The organism is Thermicanus aegyptius DSM 12793, assembly GCF_000510645.1.
In the GTDB taxonomy this organism is placed as follows: Bacteria; Bacillota; Bacilli; order Thermicanales; family Thermicanaceae; genus Thermicanus; species Thermicanus aegyptius.
Genome location: NZ_KI783301.1, coordinates 498,825 through 518,477, shown reverse-complemented (window position 1 = coordinate 518,477; position 19,653 = coordinate 498,825). Strand labels below are relative to the sequence as shown.

The following is a 19,653-nucleotide window of genomic DNA, read 5'->3' as shown; positions in this document are numbered from 1 at the left end:
ACGATCTGGAGGACACGAGGAGTGATTTCGTAAGCGATGGCCCTTCATCACACCTCTCCCTTCTCCTCATCAATCATCTGATACAATTCCTCCAACTCCCTTCGCACTCGCAAAAGCTCGTCGGCAATATTCACCGCAGCAAGAACTGCAATTCTCGTGTGATCCAATTTAGGATTTCTCTTCGCGATCTCCTTCATCTTCTGGTCTACCCACTCCGCCACCTGATGGAGATGGCTGTTGGATGCCTCTCCTTTCAGGAGATAGGGTTCACCATAGATAACCACGCGTGCTGAGTTGGTTCGCTCTTTCACGTTTTTCCCTCCCCATTTCTCTATTAGGGTATTCGATTCCTATTACGGAGTCAATCTGTGCAACCTTTCTCCCTCTTCTTCCTTCTCAAGTTTGGCGGATCCATCCTACTTCCTTTCCGCGAACTTTAATCAATTTTTTAGATTTCATTACCAAAAATTAATGTGCTTTTTCACTCTTTTTATACTATAATACAACGTATGACAGAAAGAGAGGATAGAAGGAATTTAATTCTCGCAGACTTTAGAAGATAGGAGAGAAAAACTGTGAAAAAGAGATGGAGAGTCCTTCTTCTGATTTTGGTTGTCTTCTCCGTTTGGTTCTTCTCCTTCGGACCAGGCTATCAATATCGCAAACTTGCAGCTGAAATGATTCTGTCCTCCCAACATCGTCAACTCGCATGGCTAACCTTCTTAAGCCCTGAGGAATTAAAGGCGATTCAGGAGAACATCGATCGTCCTGCTTTTAAGAACCTACCGGCCGACCTGATTTCAACTCCAAAGCAAAAGCAAAGTACTCTTTCCATTGAAGTAGAATCGATAGAGAGAAATTATGGGCCTGATCATTATTTTAAGGGAAAAATTCTTTATATTCCTGATCCAAAAATGGTAAAAATGGTAACCTCCACCACCCCAAACCAAGGAGAGCAGATCCAGGTCCTAGCCAAAAAGAGCGGTGCTATAGCGGCCATCAACGCGAACGGCTTTCATGACCCTAATGGTCAGGGAAACGGAGGGATTCCTCTCGGCATCATCATCGAAAACGGCGTCATTATGAATGCGCCCGACAATAACCCCGATGAGAAAGATTATGTGGCAGGCCTGACAAAAGACGGAGTGCTTATCACCGGATTTTACAGTGCTCATGAACTGATTAGGATGGGGGTGACAGATGCAGGCGGCTTTAAGCCCCAACTGATCGTCAATGGAGAAAAGATGATTAAAAAAGGAAACGGGGGCTGGGGAATTGCCCCCCGAACCGCCATCGGCCAAAAGGAAGATGGAACCATCGTCATGATTGTGATCGAAGGAAGACAGGTTCAGAGCTTAGGCGCTACCCTAAAGGATGTGCAAGATCTTCTCTACGAAAGGGGAGTCGTAAATGCCATCTGCATGGATGGCGGATCCTCCTCCATCATGTACCTGAATGGTGAAACCATCACCACACCCTCGTCCCAGGGCAATATTTCCCGCTTTTTACCCAATGCTTGGGTCGTAATCCCTGATGAAAACCAGGAGATTAAAATCGTACAAAAACCTTCGGATACGAAATCAAAAGGATGAACGAAGAAACCGACGCAAATATCGATTTTCTTGAAATCGTGGGCTCCTCACCTTGAGCTTTTCAAGGGAGGAGCCTTTTTTTGGGACTGCTTATTATCGAATCCCTTTGATCGGTTACCCCCGCAGCTTGATTTCGAACCTTTCCGTGAGTAAATCAATAATCCGTTCCACTTCCTTTTGAACCTCGTCATCGCTTAAGGTACGCTCAGGATGGCGGAAGAAGAGCGTAAAAGCCATACTTTTCATCCCTGCCGGGACATGTTCTCCTTGATATACGTCAAAAAGCTTTACCTCCTCCAAGGGGAGAGTTGTCCCCTCCTTCATGCTCTCCATAAGCGCTTCAGCAGGTACTTTCTCTCCGACCAGAAAGCTGATATCCCTCCGGCTGCCCGGGAATCTCGGGATCGGTTGATAAAAGAGTTCCTCCTCCTCCTGTTCTAAGATGGAAGTTACATTAAGTTGGAAGAGGATCGTATCATCCCGAACCCCTGCCTCTTTCGCTACGGAAGGATGGATTTGCCCTACGTATCCGATCTTCTCACCCCCTAGGAAAATCAAGGCGCCTCTCCCAGGATGAAATCCTTTGATGCTCTCCCCTTTAAAATGAATCTTCAAGGAAAGAAGCTGGAAAAGTTCCTCCAGGATTCCCTTCACGAAATAAAAATCAGCCATCACCCTTTCTCCTGTTAGAGGATGGGAGAGATATTCCCCGGCAGCCAATCCGGCTAGGTAATAAGGTTCTTCAGGGAGAAGAACCTTTTCCCCGAATGCAGTAGAATGAAAAACCTTGCTTAATTCAAAGAAGAAGAGATGATCCACATTTCGATTCAGATTATAACGGGCAACCTCCAACAGGGAGGGAAGGAGGGTCGTCCTAAGATGGCTGTGCTCTTCGCTCATGGGCCAAACCACCGGAATCGCCTTTTTCTCCTCGGCGATGGGGGCAAAGAGACCTTCCATTCTCGGGTCAATGAGGGAATAAGTAGAAACCTGAAAGAAGCCTACAGAAACGAGATACTCCCTGATCTTTCTTCGAAGGGTCTGCGCCTTCGTCCAACCGCCTTGGGTCTGTTCCCCTGCGGGCCAGGTTATGGGAATCTTGTCGTAACCGATAAGGCGTGCCACCTCTTCAAAGAGATCTGCTTCGATGGTGAGATCAGGGCGCCGGGATGGGGTGGTCACCCTGATCCGCTCTCCCTCTAAACCCACAGGAAGTTTTAGACGTTGGAATACGCCCATAACCTCTTCCAGGGATAACTCCATTCCCAACACTTGTTGAATTCTAGGCAGCGAGGTTTCCACGGTCCATTCCAACGGCTGTTCTTTTACCTTCTCCGCGGCAAGTTCCTTCCTCCCTTTTCCCTGGGCTATTGCCTCCATCAACTCGACCGCCCGCCTTAGGGCAAGCCGGATGCGGGCAGGGTCGACTCCCTTCTCGAAGCGAAGGCTTGCTTCGGAGCGAAGGCCTAATTTCCTTACCGTCTTACGGATGGAAGGACCGGCGAAATAAGCCGATTCCAAAAGGATGGTGGTCGTCCCCTGCGTCACTTCCGTCTCCTCTCCACCCATTACCCCTGCAAGACCAATGGCTCGCTCTCCATCGGTAATCAGAAGCATCTCTTCATCCAATTCCCGATCTACCCCGTCCAAGGTGATCAGATGCTCTCCCCGTTTTGCCCGGCGGACCAGGATCTTTCCTGTACCCACCTTATCGGCATCGAACGCATGGAGAGGTTGCCCTACCTCCAACATGACGTAGTTGGTGATATCTACAACGTTATTGATCGGGCGGATTCCTGCGGCAATGAGACGGTTTTGCATCCATTGGGGTGAAGGGGCGATTTTTACTCCCTCAATGAGAGCGGCTTGATACTCCAGACAATCCTCTGTCGCCTCAATCTCAATCTTCCATTCCGGAAGGGGTGCATGGGAAAATGTTTTCCCTCCGAATTCTTTTACCTCTCTGCCGAGTATCGCGCCCACCTCATAGGCAACACCATAGATGCTCAGGCAGTCGCTCCGGTTCGGGGTCAGGTCAAGGTCTAAAACAACATCATCTAATCCGAACACCTTCACGGCATCTTCCCCTACTTCTGCGTGGTAAGGAAGAGTAAGAATTCCCTCTTGAATCTCCTTGGGAAAATATTTCCCTTCTATCCCTAATTCCTGGGCGGAACAGATCATCCCTTCCGATTCAATCCCCCGAAAGCTGCTCATACCAATCTTCACTCCCCCGGGAAGCTTCGCCCCCACGACCGCTACCGGCACGTATTGTCCTGCTGCAATATTGGGGGCACCGGTTACGATGGTATTCACCTTTCCCTCGCCAACTTTCACCTTACATACCTTAAGACGATCTGCATTCGGATGGGGAAGAACTTCCTCCACATAGCCGATCACGACGCCCTCTACCCCTTTATTTCGTTCTTCTACCGCATCTACCTCTATCCCGCTACGGGTAAGTTTCTCCGCCAGCTCCCGGGGAGTAATCCCTGTTAAGTCCACATACTGAGATAACCATGCAAAAGAGACCCTCATCAAGCCTGCTCCTTTCTGATAAAACCTTTGTGATCTTTGTTCTATTGAAACATTTCATTGGGTAAATTTTCCCCACTCTTCTTTTCCCTTTAAAGAAATTCTTCCTTTACAGCCTTGCAAATTGTCCAATGAACCGGAGATCATTGGTGTAGAAATGGCGTATGTCGTCTACACCATACTTCAACATGGCAATCCGTTCTACTCCCATACCAAAGGCAAAACCGGTATATCGGGTCGGGTCATATCCCGACATCTCCAACACGTTGGGATGCACCATGCCGGATCCTAATATTTCCAACCAGCCGGTTTGTTTACACACCCTGCACCCCGTCCCGTGACAAGAGGAACAAGTCACATCAACCTCGGCGCTTGGTTCAGTAAAGGGGAAGAAGCTTGGGCGGAGACGAATGGAAGTCTCTTCTCCAAACATACGCCGCGCAAAGTTCAGAAGGATGCCTTTTAAATCGCTCATACGGATCCCCTCATCCACCACGAGTCCTTCCACCTGGGTGAACATATGGGAATGAGTCGCATCATCCGTGTCCCGCCGATAGACGACACCAGGGCAGATCACCTTCACAGGCACCCTCCCTTCCATGGCCTGCATTGTCCTCACCTGCACAGGGGAGGTGTGGGTACGCAGAAGCATCTCTTCGGTAATGTAGAAGCTATCCTGCATATCTCGGGCAGGATGATCCTTCGGAAGATTTAAGGCTTCGAAATTGTAATAATCGAGTTCCACTTCCGGCCCTTCGGCGATGGTAAACCCCATGCCGACGAAGATCTCTTCGATCTCTTGTATGATGCGGGTTAAAGGATGAAGAGCCCCTCGAGGAGGTCGTCTCCCGGGCAGAGAGATGTCGATGGACTCCAAAGCGAGCCTTTGATTTAATTCCTTCTCCTCCAACTCTTTCTCCTTCAAAGCGAGTTTTTCCTCCAACCGATCCCGGATCTGGTTGGCCAACTGCCCAATGACGGGCCGCTCTTCGGGGCTTAAACGGCCCATTCCCCTTAATACCTCCGTCAAGGAGCCCTTTTTCCCCAAATAATGGACCCGAACTTCCTGAAGCTCCTTGAGATCCTTCGTATTTTCAATTCTTTTTATGGCTTCCTCTTCCAGTATTAAAAGTTTCTCTCTCATAACTCACTCCTCCTTTAATGTATAAAATAAAAAAACCTTTCATCCGTCAGGGACGAAAGGTTCGCGGTACCACCCTTATTGAGCAGAATATTCTGCTCCACCTCAAACAGATAACGGCTCTCACCGTAGCCCTCTACTCTAAATCGTTCAAGGGCTCACTCAGGAGTGAATTCCATCTTCATCACCTGTAAGGGGCTCTCAATCGCCGACCCCTTATCCCTGTCAGGGAGCGGAAGATCTACTCTTCTCCCTCATCGTTTTCACGATTACAATTCGAAACGATATCATACATTATAACGAACGCCGGCGCTTTTTACAACCCTCGCCTTCCCCATTGTGTTGTACGTCCGTGATATTGTCATATCGTAACGCTTCAGAGAATATGTCACTATGGGACAGGAGAAAACTGCAAAACTAATGAATCGACCGTTTATTAAATCTCCCGCCCATCACATCGTGCACGTTTTCAATGGTGACGAAGGCATCGGGATCAAACTCCTCGATAATGTTCTTTAACTTCGCCACCTCTAACCGGTTGATGACGCAGTACAAGATCTCCTTCTCCTCCCCCGTATAACCGCCTTTCCCATAGACATGCGTCACCCCTCTCCCTAAGCGGGCCATGATCGCTTCCGCCAAAGGACCCGGATCTTTGGCAATGATGGTGACCGATTTCGATTCATCGAGTCCCTGCATGACGATATCGATCGTCTTATAAGCGATAAAATAGGCAATCAACGAGTACATCGCGCTCTCAGGACTGAAGAAAAAAGCGGCGCTTCCCAGGATAAAGAGATTAAAGAACATGACGATCTCCCCCACCGAAAAATCAAGGCGGCGGTTAAGGAGAATCGCCACGATCTCCGTTCCATCCAAGGAACCCCCGTTTCGAATGATCAACCCAACGCCGATTCCCAAGATCACCCCGCCGAAGACCGTCGCTAAAAAATGGGAGGAGGTAACGGCGCCGACCGGTTGTAGCAGCGTGGTAAAGAGCGAAAGCAACAGCACGGAAAAAAGGGTAGAGAGGACAAAGGTCTTTCCGATGTGCTTATACCCGATCATAAGAAAGGGTAGATTCAATAACGAGATAAATAGACCCAGGGGAAAACCGGTCAGATGGCTTACGATAATCGATACGCCTACCACTCCCCCGTCGATCACCGTATTGGGGATCAGAAACTGTTCCAATCCGATCGCCACCAAGAAGGAGCCGATCGTCAACATCAAGAATCTCCATGCCGCTTTCAGCGAAGAATGCTTGCGATGCTCTCTTCTCTCCATTCTTACCTCCCCCTTTGAACTTCATATAACATGAGCGCTGTCGCAATAGCCACATTGAGGGATTCCGCCTTCCCGTAAATGGGGATCCGCACCCTGATCTGGGCCATCTTCTCCAATTGAGGGGAAAGGCCGTGTGCTTCATTCCCCACCAGCACCACGACACGCTCGCCATAATCCACCTCCCGATAATCGGCACTTCCCTTCAAGCTGGCCGCCACCGTTTGATACCCTGCCTCTTTTAGCTTCGTAAGGGTCCAGGCCCCATTGACCCTTCGGATCGGGAGATGGAAGAGCGACCCCATCGTGCTTCGTACCGTCTTCGGATTATAAAGGTCAACCGTCCCCTCTCCCAAAAGAACCCCATCGGCTCCCGCCGCATCCGCCGTGCGGATGATCGTGCCCAGATTTCCAGGGTCCTGTACCCCGTCCACGAAGAGGAGAAGGGAGGAGTGCTTTTCCCTTTCGCCGGCGAGGAAAGAAGAAAAAGGACCCTCCACCTCCATCCTCACCACCGCCATGATGCCCTGTGTCTCCTCCGTTGCGGCTAGTTTCCGGATGACCGCTTCGCTGACCTCCCAAGTCTCTATCCCGGGGGGAAGATCACGGAGTAGGAAATAATCTCGGCCTGACTGAAAAAGAAGCACCTCCACCGGTGCGCCGCTCCGGAGAGCTTCCTCAACCAGACGGACACCTTCGATGAGAAAGCGTTTCTCCTCCTCTCTCCCTTTCTTACGCAGAAGCTTTGCCCATTCTTTCACCCTGGGATTTCGGTCGGAAGTGATCATGAGGCTTGCTCCAATTTCTTGATGTCGTCGTTATGGCCGATCACGACCAAGATATCTCCCTTCTGAATGCGATCTTCTCCTCCTGGGGCCACGTTTACCCTATTTCCCGATTTGATGGCCATTACGTTTACCCCGAAACGAGCCCGGAAATTAAGTTCGATCAGTGTCTTCCCTTCCGTAAAGGAAGGAGCCATAATCTCCATAATGCTGTAATCCTGGGCAAGCTCAATGAAATCGAGGATATTCGGAGAGATGAGATTGTGGGCCACCCGAACCCCCATATCCCGCTCAGGAAACACCACCTTGTCCGCCCCAATCTTGTAAAGAACCTTTCCATGCCGTTCATTTTGCGCTTTTACGACGATGTAGCGTACCCCCAGTTCCTTTAGCATGAGCGTCGTCAAGATGGAAGCCTGGATATCCTGGCCGATGGCCACGACCACCACGTCGAAATTGCGAATTCCCAAATCCTTTAAGGCCAATTCATCCGTTGCATCCGCCTGGACCGTATGGGTAAGCTGCTCTGCATAATCCTGTATTAATTCGGGATCGGAATCGATTCCTACCACTTCATAGCCCGAATCGTATAAGGTTTTCGCTACGCTTAACCCGAAGCGACCCAATCCGATAATGGCAAAACTTTTCTTCTGCATAGGCATCCTCCCGGAATTAAAAATGGAGCCGATCTTTTCGGAAAACCGATCGAATTTCCCCATGGTTCTCCACCATTTCATCCTCTTCTTTTGCTCCGATTATTATACCATACCTGGCTTAAGATTCTCCAAGCATTGTCCTCTCTCTCTTTTGCCCCACCCTATTTCATCCTTATTACTTTTTTTTGGATGAACCGTCCGAGGTTGAGCAAACTACTTCATAGTACGGATCATTTTCACATCGCAAAAGGAGTGTGTCAGGATGGCGATCTCGATCAAAGATTTGGACCTGCGGCAAGCCATTATAGCCAAGCTGAACGGAGTCAACCAGGAGAGCTTACGGGAAACCATCACCGATGCCATCCAATCAAAAGAGGAAAAAACGCTTCCCGGCCTTGGTGTCCTGTTTGAAATCTTATGGCAAAACAGTTCAGACCAAAAGCAGCAAGAGATGTTGGATATCATGGTGGAGAATTTATCTTAACACGATCCTGCCAAAGGAATGGAAAAAAGGAGCGGTCCCTCTCCCTCCTCCGGACGATAATAAGCAACGAGAAGAGAGGGTGAATTACGGATCATTCCCTGGCTAAGAAACATCTCTGCGTCGAAAGGGACCGTTTCCAGCATCACATGCTTATGAAGTTCCTGTTCCGTCTTCCCCTTCTCCGCCAACTTCTTGATCCAATCTGCCTGTTCTCCCTTTGAAAGGGAGACCTGCCACCATACCTTTCTCGGTTTATGGCGATGGGCGAGGAAATAGTCGATCTTCATCAACCCTTCCACCACCGTCCAATCCTTCACCCCTTTATCTTGCAAAAATTGGGATAAGCGAAGAAAGAGATCTTCCAGTTGATGGCCAATTCGGCTCCAACCCTTATCCGCCCAATAATCTCCAAAATCCTGGAAAAAATCAAAGGGAGTAGGGAAAACCTCCCGTACAAGATACCGAATCGTGTGGTCCATGCGGTGATGATTCCAATACTTCTCCAAAATATCCTCTACCCGTTTTATGCGGATCACATCGGCAAAAGGAAGGACCCGGTTTCCTAGAATCTCATAGGGGGCTTGATCCATGTATATGTAGCCAAAATCTTCAGCCATGGCCCGCATTCCCGTCCCCCGGAGCATCTTGAGAAAACCCAGTTGCAACTCCTCCGGTTCCAAGGTAAAAACATCGTTAAATGTTTTTCGAAAAGAATCATAATCCTCTTCGGGAAGGCCGGCGATGAGATCCAGATGTTGCGTAATCTTTCCGCTCTCTTTGATCATCCGAACGGTTCTTGAGAGTTTTTCGAAATTTTGTCTACGCTTCACCAACCGATTGGTCCATTCATTGGTAGACTGAACCCCAATCTCAAAGCGAAAGATTTCTGGAGGGGCCTTCTCCTGCAGAAAACGGATCACGTCGGGATGAAGGATATCGGCCGTAATCTCAAATTGAAAAACGGTACCCCGATGGTTTTCCGCGAGAAAACGGAACATATCGATCGCAATATCCTTCTTGAGATTAAAGGTACGATCGACGAATTTAATCGTCCTCGCCCCGTGATCGATCAGATAAAGAATATCCTCTTTTATTTTTTTCAGATCGAAATAACGGACTCCCGTTTCAACGGAGGAAAGACAAAACTGGCAGGTAAAAGGGCATCCCCGGCTCGTTTCCATATAAACGATGCGGTTGGATAGGTGAGGAATGTCTTCGGGGAAGCGATAGGGAGAGGGAATCTCCTTGAGATTTACCTTCCCCCGGGGGGAATGAATCACAATCCTCCCCTCCCCGTCCCGATAAGCAATTCCCGTCACCTCACCGATCTCCCCTCCATCCCGAAGAACCGTAAGCAGATGATGGAATGTTTCCTCCCCTTCCCCCATGACGATAAAATCGACTTCCGGAAGACGTGTTAACCACTCCTTCACATCATACGAAACTTCCGGCCCTCCCAAGATCATCGGGAGATCAGGCCTTACCTTCTTCAACAGGCGCAAGATCGTAATCGTCTCTTCGATATTCCAAATATAGCAAGAAAGCCCGAGGACATCGGGATTCCGTTCATAGAGATCGGCTACCACCTGCAATGGGGGATCTTTTATGGTATATTCCACCAAATCAATGGAGAATTCCCGTCCGCTATAGGCTTTCAAGTACCTAAGCGCCAACGACATATGGATATATTTTGCATTTAATGTAGCTAAAACCACCTTCATCATCCATCCCTCCAGGGAAAATGGGCCTCTATGAAATGGGGTAAAAGAAGTGAAAAAACGGATTTAAAATAACGACATGTATATTTTAACGGATAGGCGATTAAGATGGAAATGGAATGCTTCCTTATGATAGAATAAATGTCAAATAAGGAAATATGGAATAAGGAGGTTTGGATCAATGGAACATGTACTGGTGAATAGAAACACAGGCAGTTTTGGAAATATCCTTCAGGTGTTGGCCCTATCTTTACTCGTCTCCTTCGCAGGAACCCTGATCGGCGCTTTCTTCATCCCCCCTGCCTTTGCCTCTCTGTTAAGCATCGTAGAACTCATAATGATTATCGCCGCGGTTGTGATCCGAATCCGAGGGAAATTTATCGGATATGGTTTCCTTTATGCGTTTACCGGTATCTCAGGGATTACCCTGTACCCCATCATCATGTATTATGGAGCACAAATCGGTGCTAACCTGGTCTCTGCTTCCTTTTTAGCCACCGCCGGGATCTTTGCCGCCCTCTCCTTCTATGCTTACCGCTCGGCCAGAGATTTCAGCTATCTGCTCGGCTTCTTATTCGCTGGGACCATCGGACTCATCATTATGGGGCTCGTTGCCCTTTTTATCGATATCGGAGGGACCTTAAACCTGGTCTGGGCTGTCGGCGGGATCCTCATCTTCAGCGGATGGATCCTTTATGATGTCTCCCAATATCGCTACGGCGTCGATGAAAGGGAAGTTCCCTTCGTGGTCCTAAATCTTTATCTGGATATCGTCAACCTCTTTCTCTACATTCTCCGCTTCGTTGCGGCCATTACCGGAAATAGAGACTAAATCTCTCATTCTCATACACCAAACCTTATGCATCCGCTCTCCGAGTCATGATGCGTAAAATCGACCGGGATGAAAAAATAAACCGCCTTACCCTAGTATTGGGTCAAAGCGGAACGAACTCTCCCTCACCTTTGTGATTCATTTGCAAGTGAAATGGCTATTTCTCCAGCCTGCGGACCGATTGCCTTTCCACGAGGCAGGTCTTGATCAGGGTATGGCTGGAAGCAATCTCAGGATAATGGATCCGCTCGAATAACTTTTGTACAGCCTGGTACCCTAGTTGAAAGATCTCAATATCGACCGTCGTCAGGGGAGGAGAAGAGAGACGGGCAAGAAAGACGTTATTAAAGGAGACAATGGAGACATCCTCCGGCACATTAAGTCCCATCTCTTTCAATGCACTGATCACCCCGAGTGCCATCAGATCATCGGTAACGAGGAAGGCGGTTGGCCTCTGCCCCAGAGAGAGGAGGGCCCGCACCGCCTCATACGCCCCTTCCTCCAAAAAGTCGCCGCTTAAAACTTGGGAGGGGTGGTAAGGAAGACCTGCCTCTTTCAAGGCTTCCTTATACCCTTCTAATCGGTCATGGGTGACGGTATACTCCGGATTTCCTCCCACAAAAGCAATGGAACGGTGCCCCATTTCAATCAGATAACGGGTTGCTTCTTTGGCAGAGGTGACATTGTCGTTATCCACATAAGTGATGTTCTTCTCAAGGGGACGGCCCACCATGACAAAGGGAAAGCGTTGTTTCTTCAGATAAGCCAGGATGGGATCACGAATTCTGGAATTTAGAAGAATCACCCCATCCACCTGTTTTCCCTGCACCATCTTGACAACCGTCTCTTTCTTCTCCCCATCATCTCGTCCGGTAGAGAGAAGAAGGGAATACCCCCTCTCCTGGGCGGCCGCCCCAATTCCCCTGAGCACCTCCGGAAAAAACGGGTTTAGAAAAGTATTCTCCGCCGACCTGGGCATGATCAGCCCGATGGTCTCCGTGCTTTTTACCACCAGGCTCCTGGCGTTCATATTGGGGTGATATCCCATCTCCTCCATCACTTTTCGAACCCGTCTCTTTGTCTCCTCGCTGATTCGGGAATTTCCCGAGATCACCCGGGAAACGGTGGAGGGAGAAACTCCTGCTTCCCGTGCCACATCTTTGATCGTAACCGTCATTGCTCATCCCTCGAACTTCCTATGAATACTTACGATAGTATAGCATACCAAGCGGCAGATATCCATTATTTGGCCAGGAGGGTCGTAGTGTAGGGCGCTGTCGTAAGAGTGAGCCCCCCCTTCTCTCTTTTTATACGATTATCCGGATGGTTGGCGTAAAGAACCTTCCCGAAATCCGCCTCTTTTTCCGGAATGGAAACTTGGATCGGATTTCTTGTCATATTGTGAATAACAAGGATCGACTCATTCTCCAGCACCCTCTTGAAGGCGACGATTCCTTTCTGACGGATCATGCTTTCCTCAATCTCCCCTTTGGCGAGAGGTTCAAGGGAGCGGCGCAGATAAATAAACGTCTTATAATGCCGGTAGAGGGAGGCTTGATCCTCCATCTCCTCCTCCACCGATGGAGAATTGGGCCCATTATAGATGGGGCGTTCCCAAGTGGTTTCTCCAGGTTTCCCCGCCTCCTTAAACCAGCGCATCGGTTCCCGGATGCTCTCATCCGGTTTTTTTCCCTCCATGCCGATCTCTTCCCCATAGTAGAGAAACGGAGCCCCGGGAAGCGTGAGGAGCAAAGAGGCCGCCATCTTGGCTTGATTCAGGTTCCCATTTAATTCGCTCATGGTTCGATTCATATCATGATTGGTGATGAAAATGGAGTCGATCGCGTTTTGATCCATTTTCTTGTAAAAATCGCGAACCCTTGTTAAATACGCTCCAATTCCTGCATCCTCTTCACCCTTGGCGGAAGCGAGAATTTTCGCAGAGAGGTCGAAATTGAAGGCGGAGTGAAGTCCTCCTTTCAGATATGGGCCTATGACCGAAGGAGAATCCCATACCTCTCCCACCATGAAGAAATTGGGGTTCACCTGATCCATCGCTTGGCGAAACTCCTGCCACCAGGTGTAATTTTTCTCCTTTTCCTTTGTGGGATAAATATATTTGGCCGCGTCAAGGCGAAACCCGTCTACTCCCATCTCCTTTAACCAGTATTGGCCGATCTTTATCGCTTCCTGCCGGACCTCCGGGTTGTCGTAATTGAGATCGGGCATTCCCTCCCAGAAGAGGCCATAATAGCGGTTATTGCCGCTCCCATGCCAGGGGGAGGAACCTAATGAATCCCATCCGATCGGTTCATCCCCCTCCTTTGCCCAAATATACCAATTTCGGTATTTCGGATCGCCGGCCAAGGCTTTTTGAAACCAAGGATGCTCCTTGCTCGTGTGGTTTAACACTAAATCAATGATCACTCGGATGTTCCTCTTATGGGCTTCGGTGATCAGCCGCTTAAAATCTTCCACCGTCCCATAATCCGGATTGATTCCGTAATAATCGGTCACATCATATCCATGGTAGCTGGGAGAAGGCTGAATCGGCATGAGCCATATCCCTTCGACGCCTAAATCCTTCAAGTAATCCAACTTTTCCGTAACCCCATTCAGGTCTCCGATCCCATCTCCATTTGAATCATAGAAAGAGCGGACGAAGATTTCGTAATTGACCCCCTGGGGCCAATCCCGGTTTAATTCTTCCAAGGGTTTAATCGGTCCTGCAGTCCCCAGCCAAAGCATACGAACCGAAAATGCAATAACAAGAACGGTAAAGAAAATGGATATGCCCCAAACCGCCTTATTTCTCAAGTTCATCTCGATCCCCATCTCCCTTATCCTTTATTGGCTCCTGCGGTAACCCCTTCAATCAAGTATTTCTGCAGGAAGAGGAATAGGAGGGTAATGGGGACCGCAACCAATACCGCCCCTGCGGCGAAATTGGTAAATTCCGTATTACCGCGGCCCGTAACCATCTCATACAGTCCCACCGCCAAGGTTTTGTTTTCATTGCTGCGAAGGACGAGGCGGGCAAAGATGAAGTCCATCCATGGGCCGATAAAATTATTTAAGGCAATAAAGGTTAAGATGGGATAGGAGAGGGGAAACATCACCTTGAAGAAGATCTGGGTATGGGTGGCACCGTCCATCTTGGCCGCCTCTTCTAAACTCCGAGGCAGCCCATCAAAATATCCTTTTACCAGCCAAGTCCCATAGGGGATGGAACCCCCCGCATAGACGAGGATGAGCCCCCAGTGATTATCTAAAAGTCCCATTTGCAGAAGCAAGATATAGATGGCCACCATTCCCATAAAACCAGGAAACATCTGTAAAATTAACATGGCCATCAGGGTTTGGCGCCTTCCCGGAAAACGGAATCGCGAGAATGCATAAGCAGCGGTTACGATCAGGAGGGTGGAGAGAATCATGTTCGCCGTGGCAATCTTTAAGGTATTGGCGTACCAAAGCGGATATTGGGTATTGGTAAAAAGTTGAATATAATGATCCAAGCTTAACCGTTGCGGAAAAAAGGTGGAGCTAAAGAGGGTATCCCCCGGATTCATCGATCCCACGATGATCCATACGATGGGATAGAGGACAAATATGGCCGTTACAAACAGGATCAGGTAGATGAGCGCCACGGTTAGATTTTCTCTGATTTTCACATTTTTCCTCATGTTACATCATATCCTCCTCTTTGAACGCCCTGGTCCGGCTAAAGTTCCAAATGGAGAAGGTGGCCACCACAATAAAGATCAGTATGGAAACGACGGAGGCCATATTAAATTGGCTCTGATCCAGTGTAAGCTTATAAATCCAACTGATCAAAATATCGGTAGAGCCGGCAAAACTGTAATTGGGGTTGGCCGGTCCTCCGGAAGTGAGCAGGTAGATCATGTTGAAGTTATTAAAGTTAAAGGCAAAGGACATGATGAGGAGGGGCATGGTTGCATAGAGAACCATGGGTACGGTAAGCTTCCAGAACTTCTGCATCCCCGTGGCACCATCCACATCGGCCGCTTCATACATCTCCCGATCGATCCCCGTAAGAACACCCGACATGAGGGCCATCCAGTAGGGAAATCCGAACCAGATATTTACGACAATGATGGTTACCTTGGCCCAAAAAGGATCGGACAGCCAAGGAATTCCTTGAAAGCCCATATCCATTAACATCTTGTTGATGGGGCCAAATTGCCCGTTAAAGATATTGCGGAAGATAAGAATGGCGATAAATTGGGGAATGGCCCAGGGAAGGATAAAGATTGAGCGCCAAAGCTTCTTCAGGCGGATCCGCTTATGGTTAATGATCGTGGCATAAAACAGACCTGCAAAATAGGTGGTGAAGGTGGAAACCACCGCCCAAATGATATTCCAAGTGATAACGCCGTAAAAGGTGGTGCTCCATGTCTTTAATTGGAAAAGATCGATGAAGGATTTAAAACCCACCCAATCGACGAGAGTTTTCGGAGGTAAGTGGTAAGGCGCCGAATAATTGGTAAACGCGATCAGAATGCCGAAAAGCAAGGGTAAGACCGTTAAAAAGAGGGTAAAAAGAAGCGTAGGTGTTAATAAGATGTACGGATACCCTTTTTCCCAAACATTTTTGAGGGTCTGTTTAAAAGAGGGGACGGCAAAACCTTGATCCCTCAGTTTTCCGTTCAGATAGGCGTCCCGGATATTCTGGTAATAGACAAAGAGGAACAGGAGGAAGAGAAGAAGGAAAATGAGTCCTCCAATCATCAGGAAGATGGAGTGATCTCCTTCGACAACAATTCGCCCCCGGGCTCTTTTTTGAGGAGTATCCCCTAGGGTGATAAGCCCCCACATGGCCTGGAGAAAAGGATGGGTCCAAAAAATAAGGACATAGATTTCGAGGAGGAGATAAAGAATCCCTTTGACGATTTGCCCGTTATAGACCTGTCCAAGTCCCATTCCGATGGTGGACAAAACGCTTGCGACCACTCTGTGTCGGCTGTGAAGCCCGCGATCCCGCTTCTCCATTTTACTCACCTTCTTTTTTACGTTCATCATCTTTAAGGGACGAGTCAATGCCCATGGGGGGACATTGACTCGTTCCATCCGTTCCTATGGCAGCTTATTTTCCGGCGTTTTGGGTTTTAATGGCATCTTTAATCTGTTGAACCGCAGAGTCGAGCGCCTTCTTCGCATCGGTGTTATCGTTCCAAATCGTAGAGAGGGCGGCTTTCATCGGATCCCAAACGGAAGGCATCTGCGGAATATTGGGCATCGGGACGGCATATTGGGCCTGTTCCAGGAATCCCTTTGAAATCTCGTTGTTCTTAATCTCATCATTATCCAACAACGCTTTTTTCGGAGGAAGCATTCCCGTCATTTCATACAGTTTCAACAGCATTTCGTCGCTGGTGGCAAATTTGGCGAGGAGCGACGCGGCATTAGGATATTTGGTATAGGCGTTTACATAAAGGGCCCGAATACCGGAGAAGCTGGTGGGATGTTGTCCGTTATCCAAAGTGGGAAGCGGGGCAATGCCGAAGTTTACGCCGGCTTTGCGATGGCCATCCACTGCCCAGGGACCGTCCATGTTAAACATGAGCTTTCCTTCATTAAAGAGGGATTGTTTCACGTCATAGGTGATATCTTCGTTCTTTAGCGGAAGAATCTCATTGTGAATCCTTTGCAACAGTTGGGCCGCCTTAACGGATCCTTCATTGTTTAACCCGATGTCTGTCGGATCGGTGTTATCCTTTCCGAAAACATAGCCCCCATATCCACCCATGAGGGAATAGACGAAGTAGAAGTTATTCACTTCCATCATAAAACCGTATTTGTTGGCCTTCGTGTCCGTAAAGGCTTTCGATTGGGCGATCAGTTCATCCCAAGTCTTCGGAACTTCTTTTACCAAATCTTTATTATAGAAGAGTGCGTAGGTCTCAATTCCGGTGGGATACCCGTAGAGAACATTTTCATAGGTGGTCCCTTTAATGGCAGCGTCCATATATTCATTTGCATATTGGTCCGGCCAGTAATTCTCGAGGACAAGTCCGCCGGTTACCATTTCTCCCAAATGGTCATGGGGAGCGGCAAATACGTCGGCACCAAGTCCTGCAGGTCCATCCGTCTTTAGTTTCCCTGGAGCGTCCGTATGTCCTACTTCTTCAAATTTTACCGGAATCCCATATTTTTTTTGAAATTCTTGCCCTACATATTTCGCCCATTCCCCAACAGCCCCGCCGGATTCCCACATGGTAAGCTGGGCCCCTTCCTCCGGCTTCACCTCATCGGTGGCAGACGGATCCTGTCCTTGACCCTGACCTTGCCCTTGCCCGTCAGTTCCTTGATCTGCAGGAGGCGTCGCCCCTTGGTTTCCTGATCCGCATGCGGATAACGCGAAGACCAGGAGAAATGCCAATAACAACATACTTACTTTCTTCATCCTATACCCCCACCTATTCTGAAAGATTTTTATAAGAACTCCTGCTTGCGCAAGGAAGGTTCTTCAAAGTGAATACCTCATGGAATGGGAATCGATTTTCAACCGGTGAAATCTTTCTCCTGGAGGACTTCACGGTGAATGGTGCCCAGGTTTTTGGAGTGGATTTATTGGCCCCGGAGAATGACCCCTTGATATCCCTTCAAGGTAAGCCTCACTTTTCCATCCGCAACGGGAATCCTTTCCCCGGATAAGAGATCGTTTGCGCTCTTCCAAGTTTGGGGAACGGCCACATCGACTCTCTCCTCTTTTCCCCCGACATGAAGGGCCATGATCATCGTCTCCCCTTGATAAGAACGAGAATAGAGATAGAGGTTCCTCAAGTCGTCTGCGAGGAGCGTTCGAAAATCGCCATGGGTGAGAGGAGCATGCTGCAAACGAATCGCAATCAAACGTTTATAATACTCCCTAAGATCCAGGTTTTGCTTCTCCTCATCCCACTCAAAGGTTCTTCGGCAATCGGGATCGTTTTCCCCCGTCATGCCGATCTCCGTACCATAATAGATCATCGGCATGCCGAGATAGGTCATCTGGAAAAAGGCGGCTAGGCGAAGGCGTTCTTCCTTCTCGTTGGATGCCGTGAGAAAGCGTTCCGTATCATGGCTGTCGATGAGATTAAACATGCAAAAGTTCGCCTGATCCCGGTATTTCATTCGTGCCTTCGCTAAACGGGCATCAAAGGTTCTCACACCGATGGTTCCCTTCGCAAAGAAATCGCATAGGGCTTCCCGGAAGAGATAATTCATCACCGAGTCATACTGATCCCCTTCCAGCCATGGGGATGCATCATGCCAAATTTCCCCGATGATCAGCGCCTCCGGATTCGCCTCTTTCACCGCTTTGCGGAACTCCCTCCAAAAATCGTGATCTACCTCGTTGGCCACATCAAGCCTCCAACCGTCAATGCCCGCCTCTTCGATCCAGTAACGGGCCACTTTCAAGAGGTAATCCCGCACCTCCGGATTGCTCGTTTTAAGCTTTGGCATGGTCCACACATCCACGGCGAAGGTTTCATAGTTCGGGTGCGGATTCGTGACGATGGGAAAATCGTGAATATAGAACCAATCCTTATAAGGAGATTTCTCCCCTTTTTCCAACACGTCTCGAAAGGCGAAGAAATCAGCGCCACAGTGATTAAAGACGGCATCAAAGATGACCCGGATTCCCTGCTCGTGGGCTTCGCGAACCAACTCCTTCACCGTTTCTAAATCGCCGAAGTGGGGATCCACCGTGTAATAATCTGTCGTATTATATTTATGGTTCGAAGGAGATTGGAAGATGGGAGTTAGGTAGAGCACATTAACCCCTAGATCCTTTAGATAAGGAAGCTTTTGGGTAATCCCCTCCAAATCACCGCCGAAGAAATTGTCCGGAGTGGGCTTTTCCCCCCATTCTTCCACCTCTTTTGGATCATTGGCAGGATTTCCATTAAAGAAACGTTCGGGGAAGATTTGATAGACGATTCCCTTTTTTGCCCACTCAGGGGTCGTAAAGAGATCTTGCTCGTTGATGAAGGGGTATTGAAAATCACCGGCCATCTTCCGATCCGTTGAGAACCCAAGGTCCCCATACCAAAACGCAAGATTTCCCTTTTCAATAAAAAACGTGTAGCGTATCCGGCGGGTGGGGGAATAAAGGTCACCGGAATAATAGTCATAGAGCAGATCGCTAGCCACCTTTTTTAGCTCTAGTGGAGTATCAAACTCCGGAAGTTGATAACGGTCTCCATGAAGAAGAGTAACCTTTTCCACATCATCCCGTTTGGTCCGGATCCGAACCCTCAGGGTATGTCCGTCGACGGGAAAAGCGAAGCTGCCGTAAGGTTGATGCAAGATTGCTTCAAGAAACATATAAAAACCTCTCCTTTGTGCCTTGCCTTCTTTTTCTCCGAAAGGGGGCAATCTTTTTCCCGGTTTCTCGATTTTTCAAGTTCTCTTCTCTCTTCTATCACTTCCTTTTCCATCATCCGCGTAAAAGAAGAAGCATTTCCCCTACACCTGAAAGGAAATCGTTTGCACCAAACCTTAGTCTTTACCGTGAAGCAAACACCGTCGCGTAGTGTGAAGCAAACGTTTGCATTTATTTATAAAAAGGAAAAGAGTGTAAGGGGTTTCATCTCTGCACATCTATTATAAAACTCTTTGT

At 48.6% G+C, this 19,653-nt stretch carries 16 protein-coding genes and 1 other annotated feature; of the genes, 3 read left to right on the top strand and 13 right to left on the bottom strand.

Going from position 1 to position 19,653, the window contains the following annotated elements:
* Nucleotides 1-47: 47 nt before the first annotated feature.
* On the bottom strand, nucleotides 48-311 hold the full coding sequence (locus THEAE_RS0102700; protein WP_005588708.1) for a cell division protein ZapA: 264 nt from the start codon (nucleotides 309-311) through the stop codon (nucleotides 48-50).
* A 264-nt stretch (nucleotides 312-575) separates the two neighbouring features.
* On the opposite strand from THEAE_RS0102700, the gene THEAE_RS0102695 reads away from it, so the two are divergent.
* Nucleotides 576-1,592: a phosphodiester glycosidase family protein gene (locus tag THEAE_RS0102695; protein ID WP_005588709.1), complete on the top strand. Its 1,017-nt coding sequence runs from the start codon at nucleotides 576-578 to the stop codon at nucleotides 1,590-1,592.
* 114 nt (nucleotides 1,593-1,706) lie between these two features.
* Here the strand turns inward: THEAE_RS0102695 and pheT are convergent, their stop codons facing one another.
* The 5 genes from pheT to THEAE_RS0102670 all read right to left on the bottom strand — a co-directional run bounded on the left by pheT (nucleotide 1,707) and on the right by THEAE_RS0102670 (nucleotide 7,993).
* Entirely contained in the window at nucleotides 1,707-4,130 is a 2,424-nt protein-coding gene (gene pheT / locus THEAE_RS0102690; RefSeq protein WP_028986432.1) for a phenylalanine--tRNA ligase subunit beta, read from the bottom strand.
* 106 nt (nucleotides 4,131-4,236) lie between these two features.
* Nucleotides 4,237-5,271 carry a phenylalanine--tRNA ligase subunit alpha gene (pheS, locus tag THEAE_RS0102685; protein WP_005588710.1) on the bottom strand — a complete coding sequence of 345 codons (1,035 nt, stop codon included), beginning with the start codon at nucleotides 5,269-5,271 and terminating at the stop codon, nucleotides 4,237-4,239.
* Between the two features lie 45 nt (nucleotides 5,272-5,316).
* Nucleotides 5,317-5,535: a binding site (T-box leader), on the bottom strand.
* Nucleotides 5,536-5,685: 150 nt separating this feature from the next.
* Complete coding sequence (locus tag THEAE_RS0102680) at nucleotides 5,686-6,555, bottom strand: YitT family protein (RefSeq protein WP_028986431.1); 870 nt, start codon at nucleotides 6,553-6,555, stop codon at nucleotides 5,686-5,688.
* 2 nt (nucleotides 6,556-6,557) lie between these two features.
* Nucleotides 6,558-7,340 carry a TrmH family RNA methyltransferase gene (locus THEAE_RS0102675; RefSeq protein ID WP_039944219.1) on the bottom strand — a complete coding sequence of 261 codons (783 nt, stop codon included), beginning with the start codon at nucleotides 7,338-7,340 and terminating at the stop codon, nucleotides 6,558-6,560.
* Complete coding sequence (locus THEAE_RS0102670; RefSeq protein ID WP_028986429.1) at nucleotides 7,337-7,993, bottom strand: potassium channel family protein; 657 nt, start codon at nucleotides 7,991-7,993, stop codon at nucleotides 7,337-7,339. The genes THEAE_RS0102675 and THEAE_RS0102670 overlap by 4 nt, the downstream gene beginning before the upstream one ends.
* Nucleotides 7,994-8,255: 262 nt before the next feature.
* On the opposite strand from THEAE_RS0102670, the gene sspI reads away from it, so the two are divergent.
* Nucleotides 8,256-8,477, top strand: coding sequence for a small acid-soluble spore protein SspI (gene sspI / locus THEAE_RS0102665; protein ID WP_005588714.1), 222 nt, complete (start codon nucleotides 8,256-8,258; stop codon nucleotides 8,475-8,477).
* On the opposite strand, the gene THEAE_RS0102660 is transcribed toward sspI, so the two are convergent.
* Nucleotides 8,474-10,198, bottom strand: a complete 1,725-nt coding sequence (locus THEAE_RS0102660) for a B12-binding domain-containing radical SAM protein (protein WP_028986427.1) — start codon at nucleotides 10,196-10,198, stop codon at nucleotides 8,474-8,476. The genes sspI and THEAE_RS0102660 overlap by 4 nt on opposite strands.
* A gap of 178 nt (nucleotides 10,199-10,376) precedes the next feature.
* On the opposite strand from THEAE_RS0102660, the gene THEAE_RS0102655 reads away from it, so the two are divergent.
* Nucleotides 10,377-11,027, top strand: coding sequence for a Bax inhibitor-1/YccA family protein (locus THEAE_RS0102655; protein WP_005588718.1), 651 nt, complete (start codon nucleotides 10,377-10,379; stop codon nucleotides 11,025-11,027).
* Nucleotides 11,028-11,184: 157 nt separating this feature from the next.
* On the opposite strand, the gene THEAE_RS0102650 is transcribed toward THEAE_RS0102655, so the two are convergent.
* The 6 genes from THEAE_RS0102650 to THEAE_RS0102625 form a co-directional block, all read right to left on the bottom strand.
* Nucleotides 11,185-12,204: a LacI family DNA-binding transcriptional regulator gene (locus tag THEAE_RS0102650; protein ID WP_028986426.1), complete on the bottom strand. Its 1,020-nt coding sequence runs from the start codon at nucleotides 12,202-12,204 to the stop codon at nucleotides 11,185-11,187.
* Between the two features lie 65 nt (nucleotides 12,205-12,269).
* The gene (locus THEAE_RS0102645; protein ID WP_039944701.1) at nucleotides 12,270-13,850 is read right to left on the bottom strand and encodes an alpha-amylase family glycosyl hydrolase; all 1,581 of its coding nucleotides are present in this window, start codon (nucleotides 13,848-13,850) and stop codon (nucleotides 12,270-12,272) included.
* 17 nt (nucleotides 13,851-13,867) lie between these two features.
* Nucleotides 13,868-14,710: a sugar ABC transporter permease gene (locus THEAE_RS0102640; RefSeq protein ID WP_005588723.1), complete on the bottom strand. Its 843-nt coding sequence runs from the start codon at nucleotides 14,708-14,710 to the stop codon at nucleotides 13,868-13,870.
* Nucleotide 14,711: 1 nt separating this feature from the next.
* Complete coding sequence (locus THEAE_RS0102635) at nucleotides 14,712-16,037, bottom strand: carbohydrate ABC transporter permease (RefSeq protein ID WP_005588725.1); 1,326 nt, start codon at nucleotides 16,035-16,037, stop codon at nucleotides 14,712-14,714.
* A 94-nt stretch (nucleotides 16,038-16,131) separates the two neighbouring features.
* Entirely contained in the window at nucleotides 16,132-17,451 is a 1,320-nt protein-coding gene (locus tag THEAE_RS0102630) for a sugar ABC transporter substrate-binding protein (RefSeq protein ID WP_028986424.1), read from the bottom strand.
* A gap of 164 nt (nucleotides 17,452-17,615) precedes the next feature.
* The gene (locus THEAE_RS0102625) at nucleotides 17,616-19,358 is read right to left on the bottom strand and encodes a glycoside hydrolase family 13 protein (RefSeq protein WP_028986423.1); all 1,743 of its coding nucleotides are present in this window, start codon (nucleotides 19,356-19,358) and stop codon (nucleotides 17,616-17,618) included.
* Nucleotides 19,359-19,653: the final 295 nt, after the last annotated feature.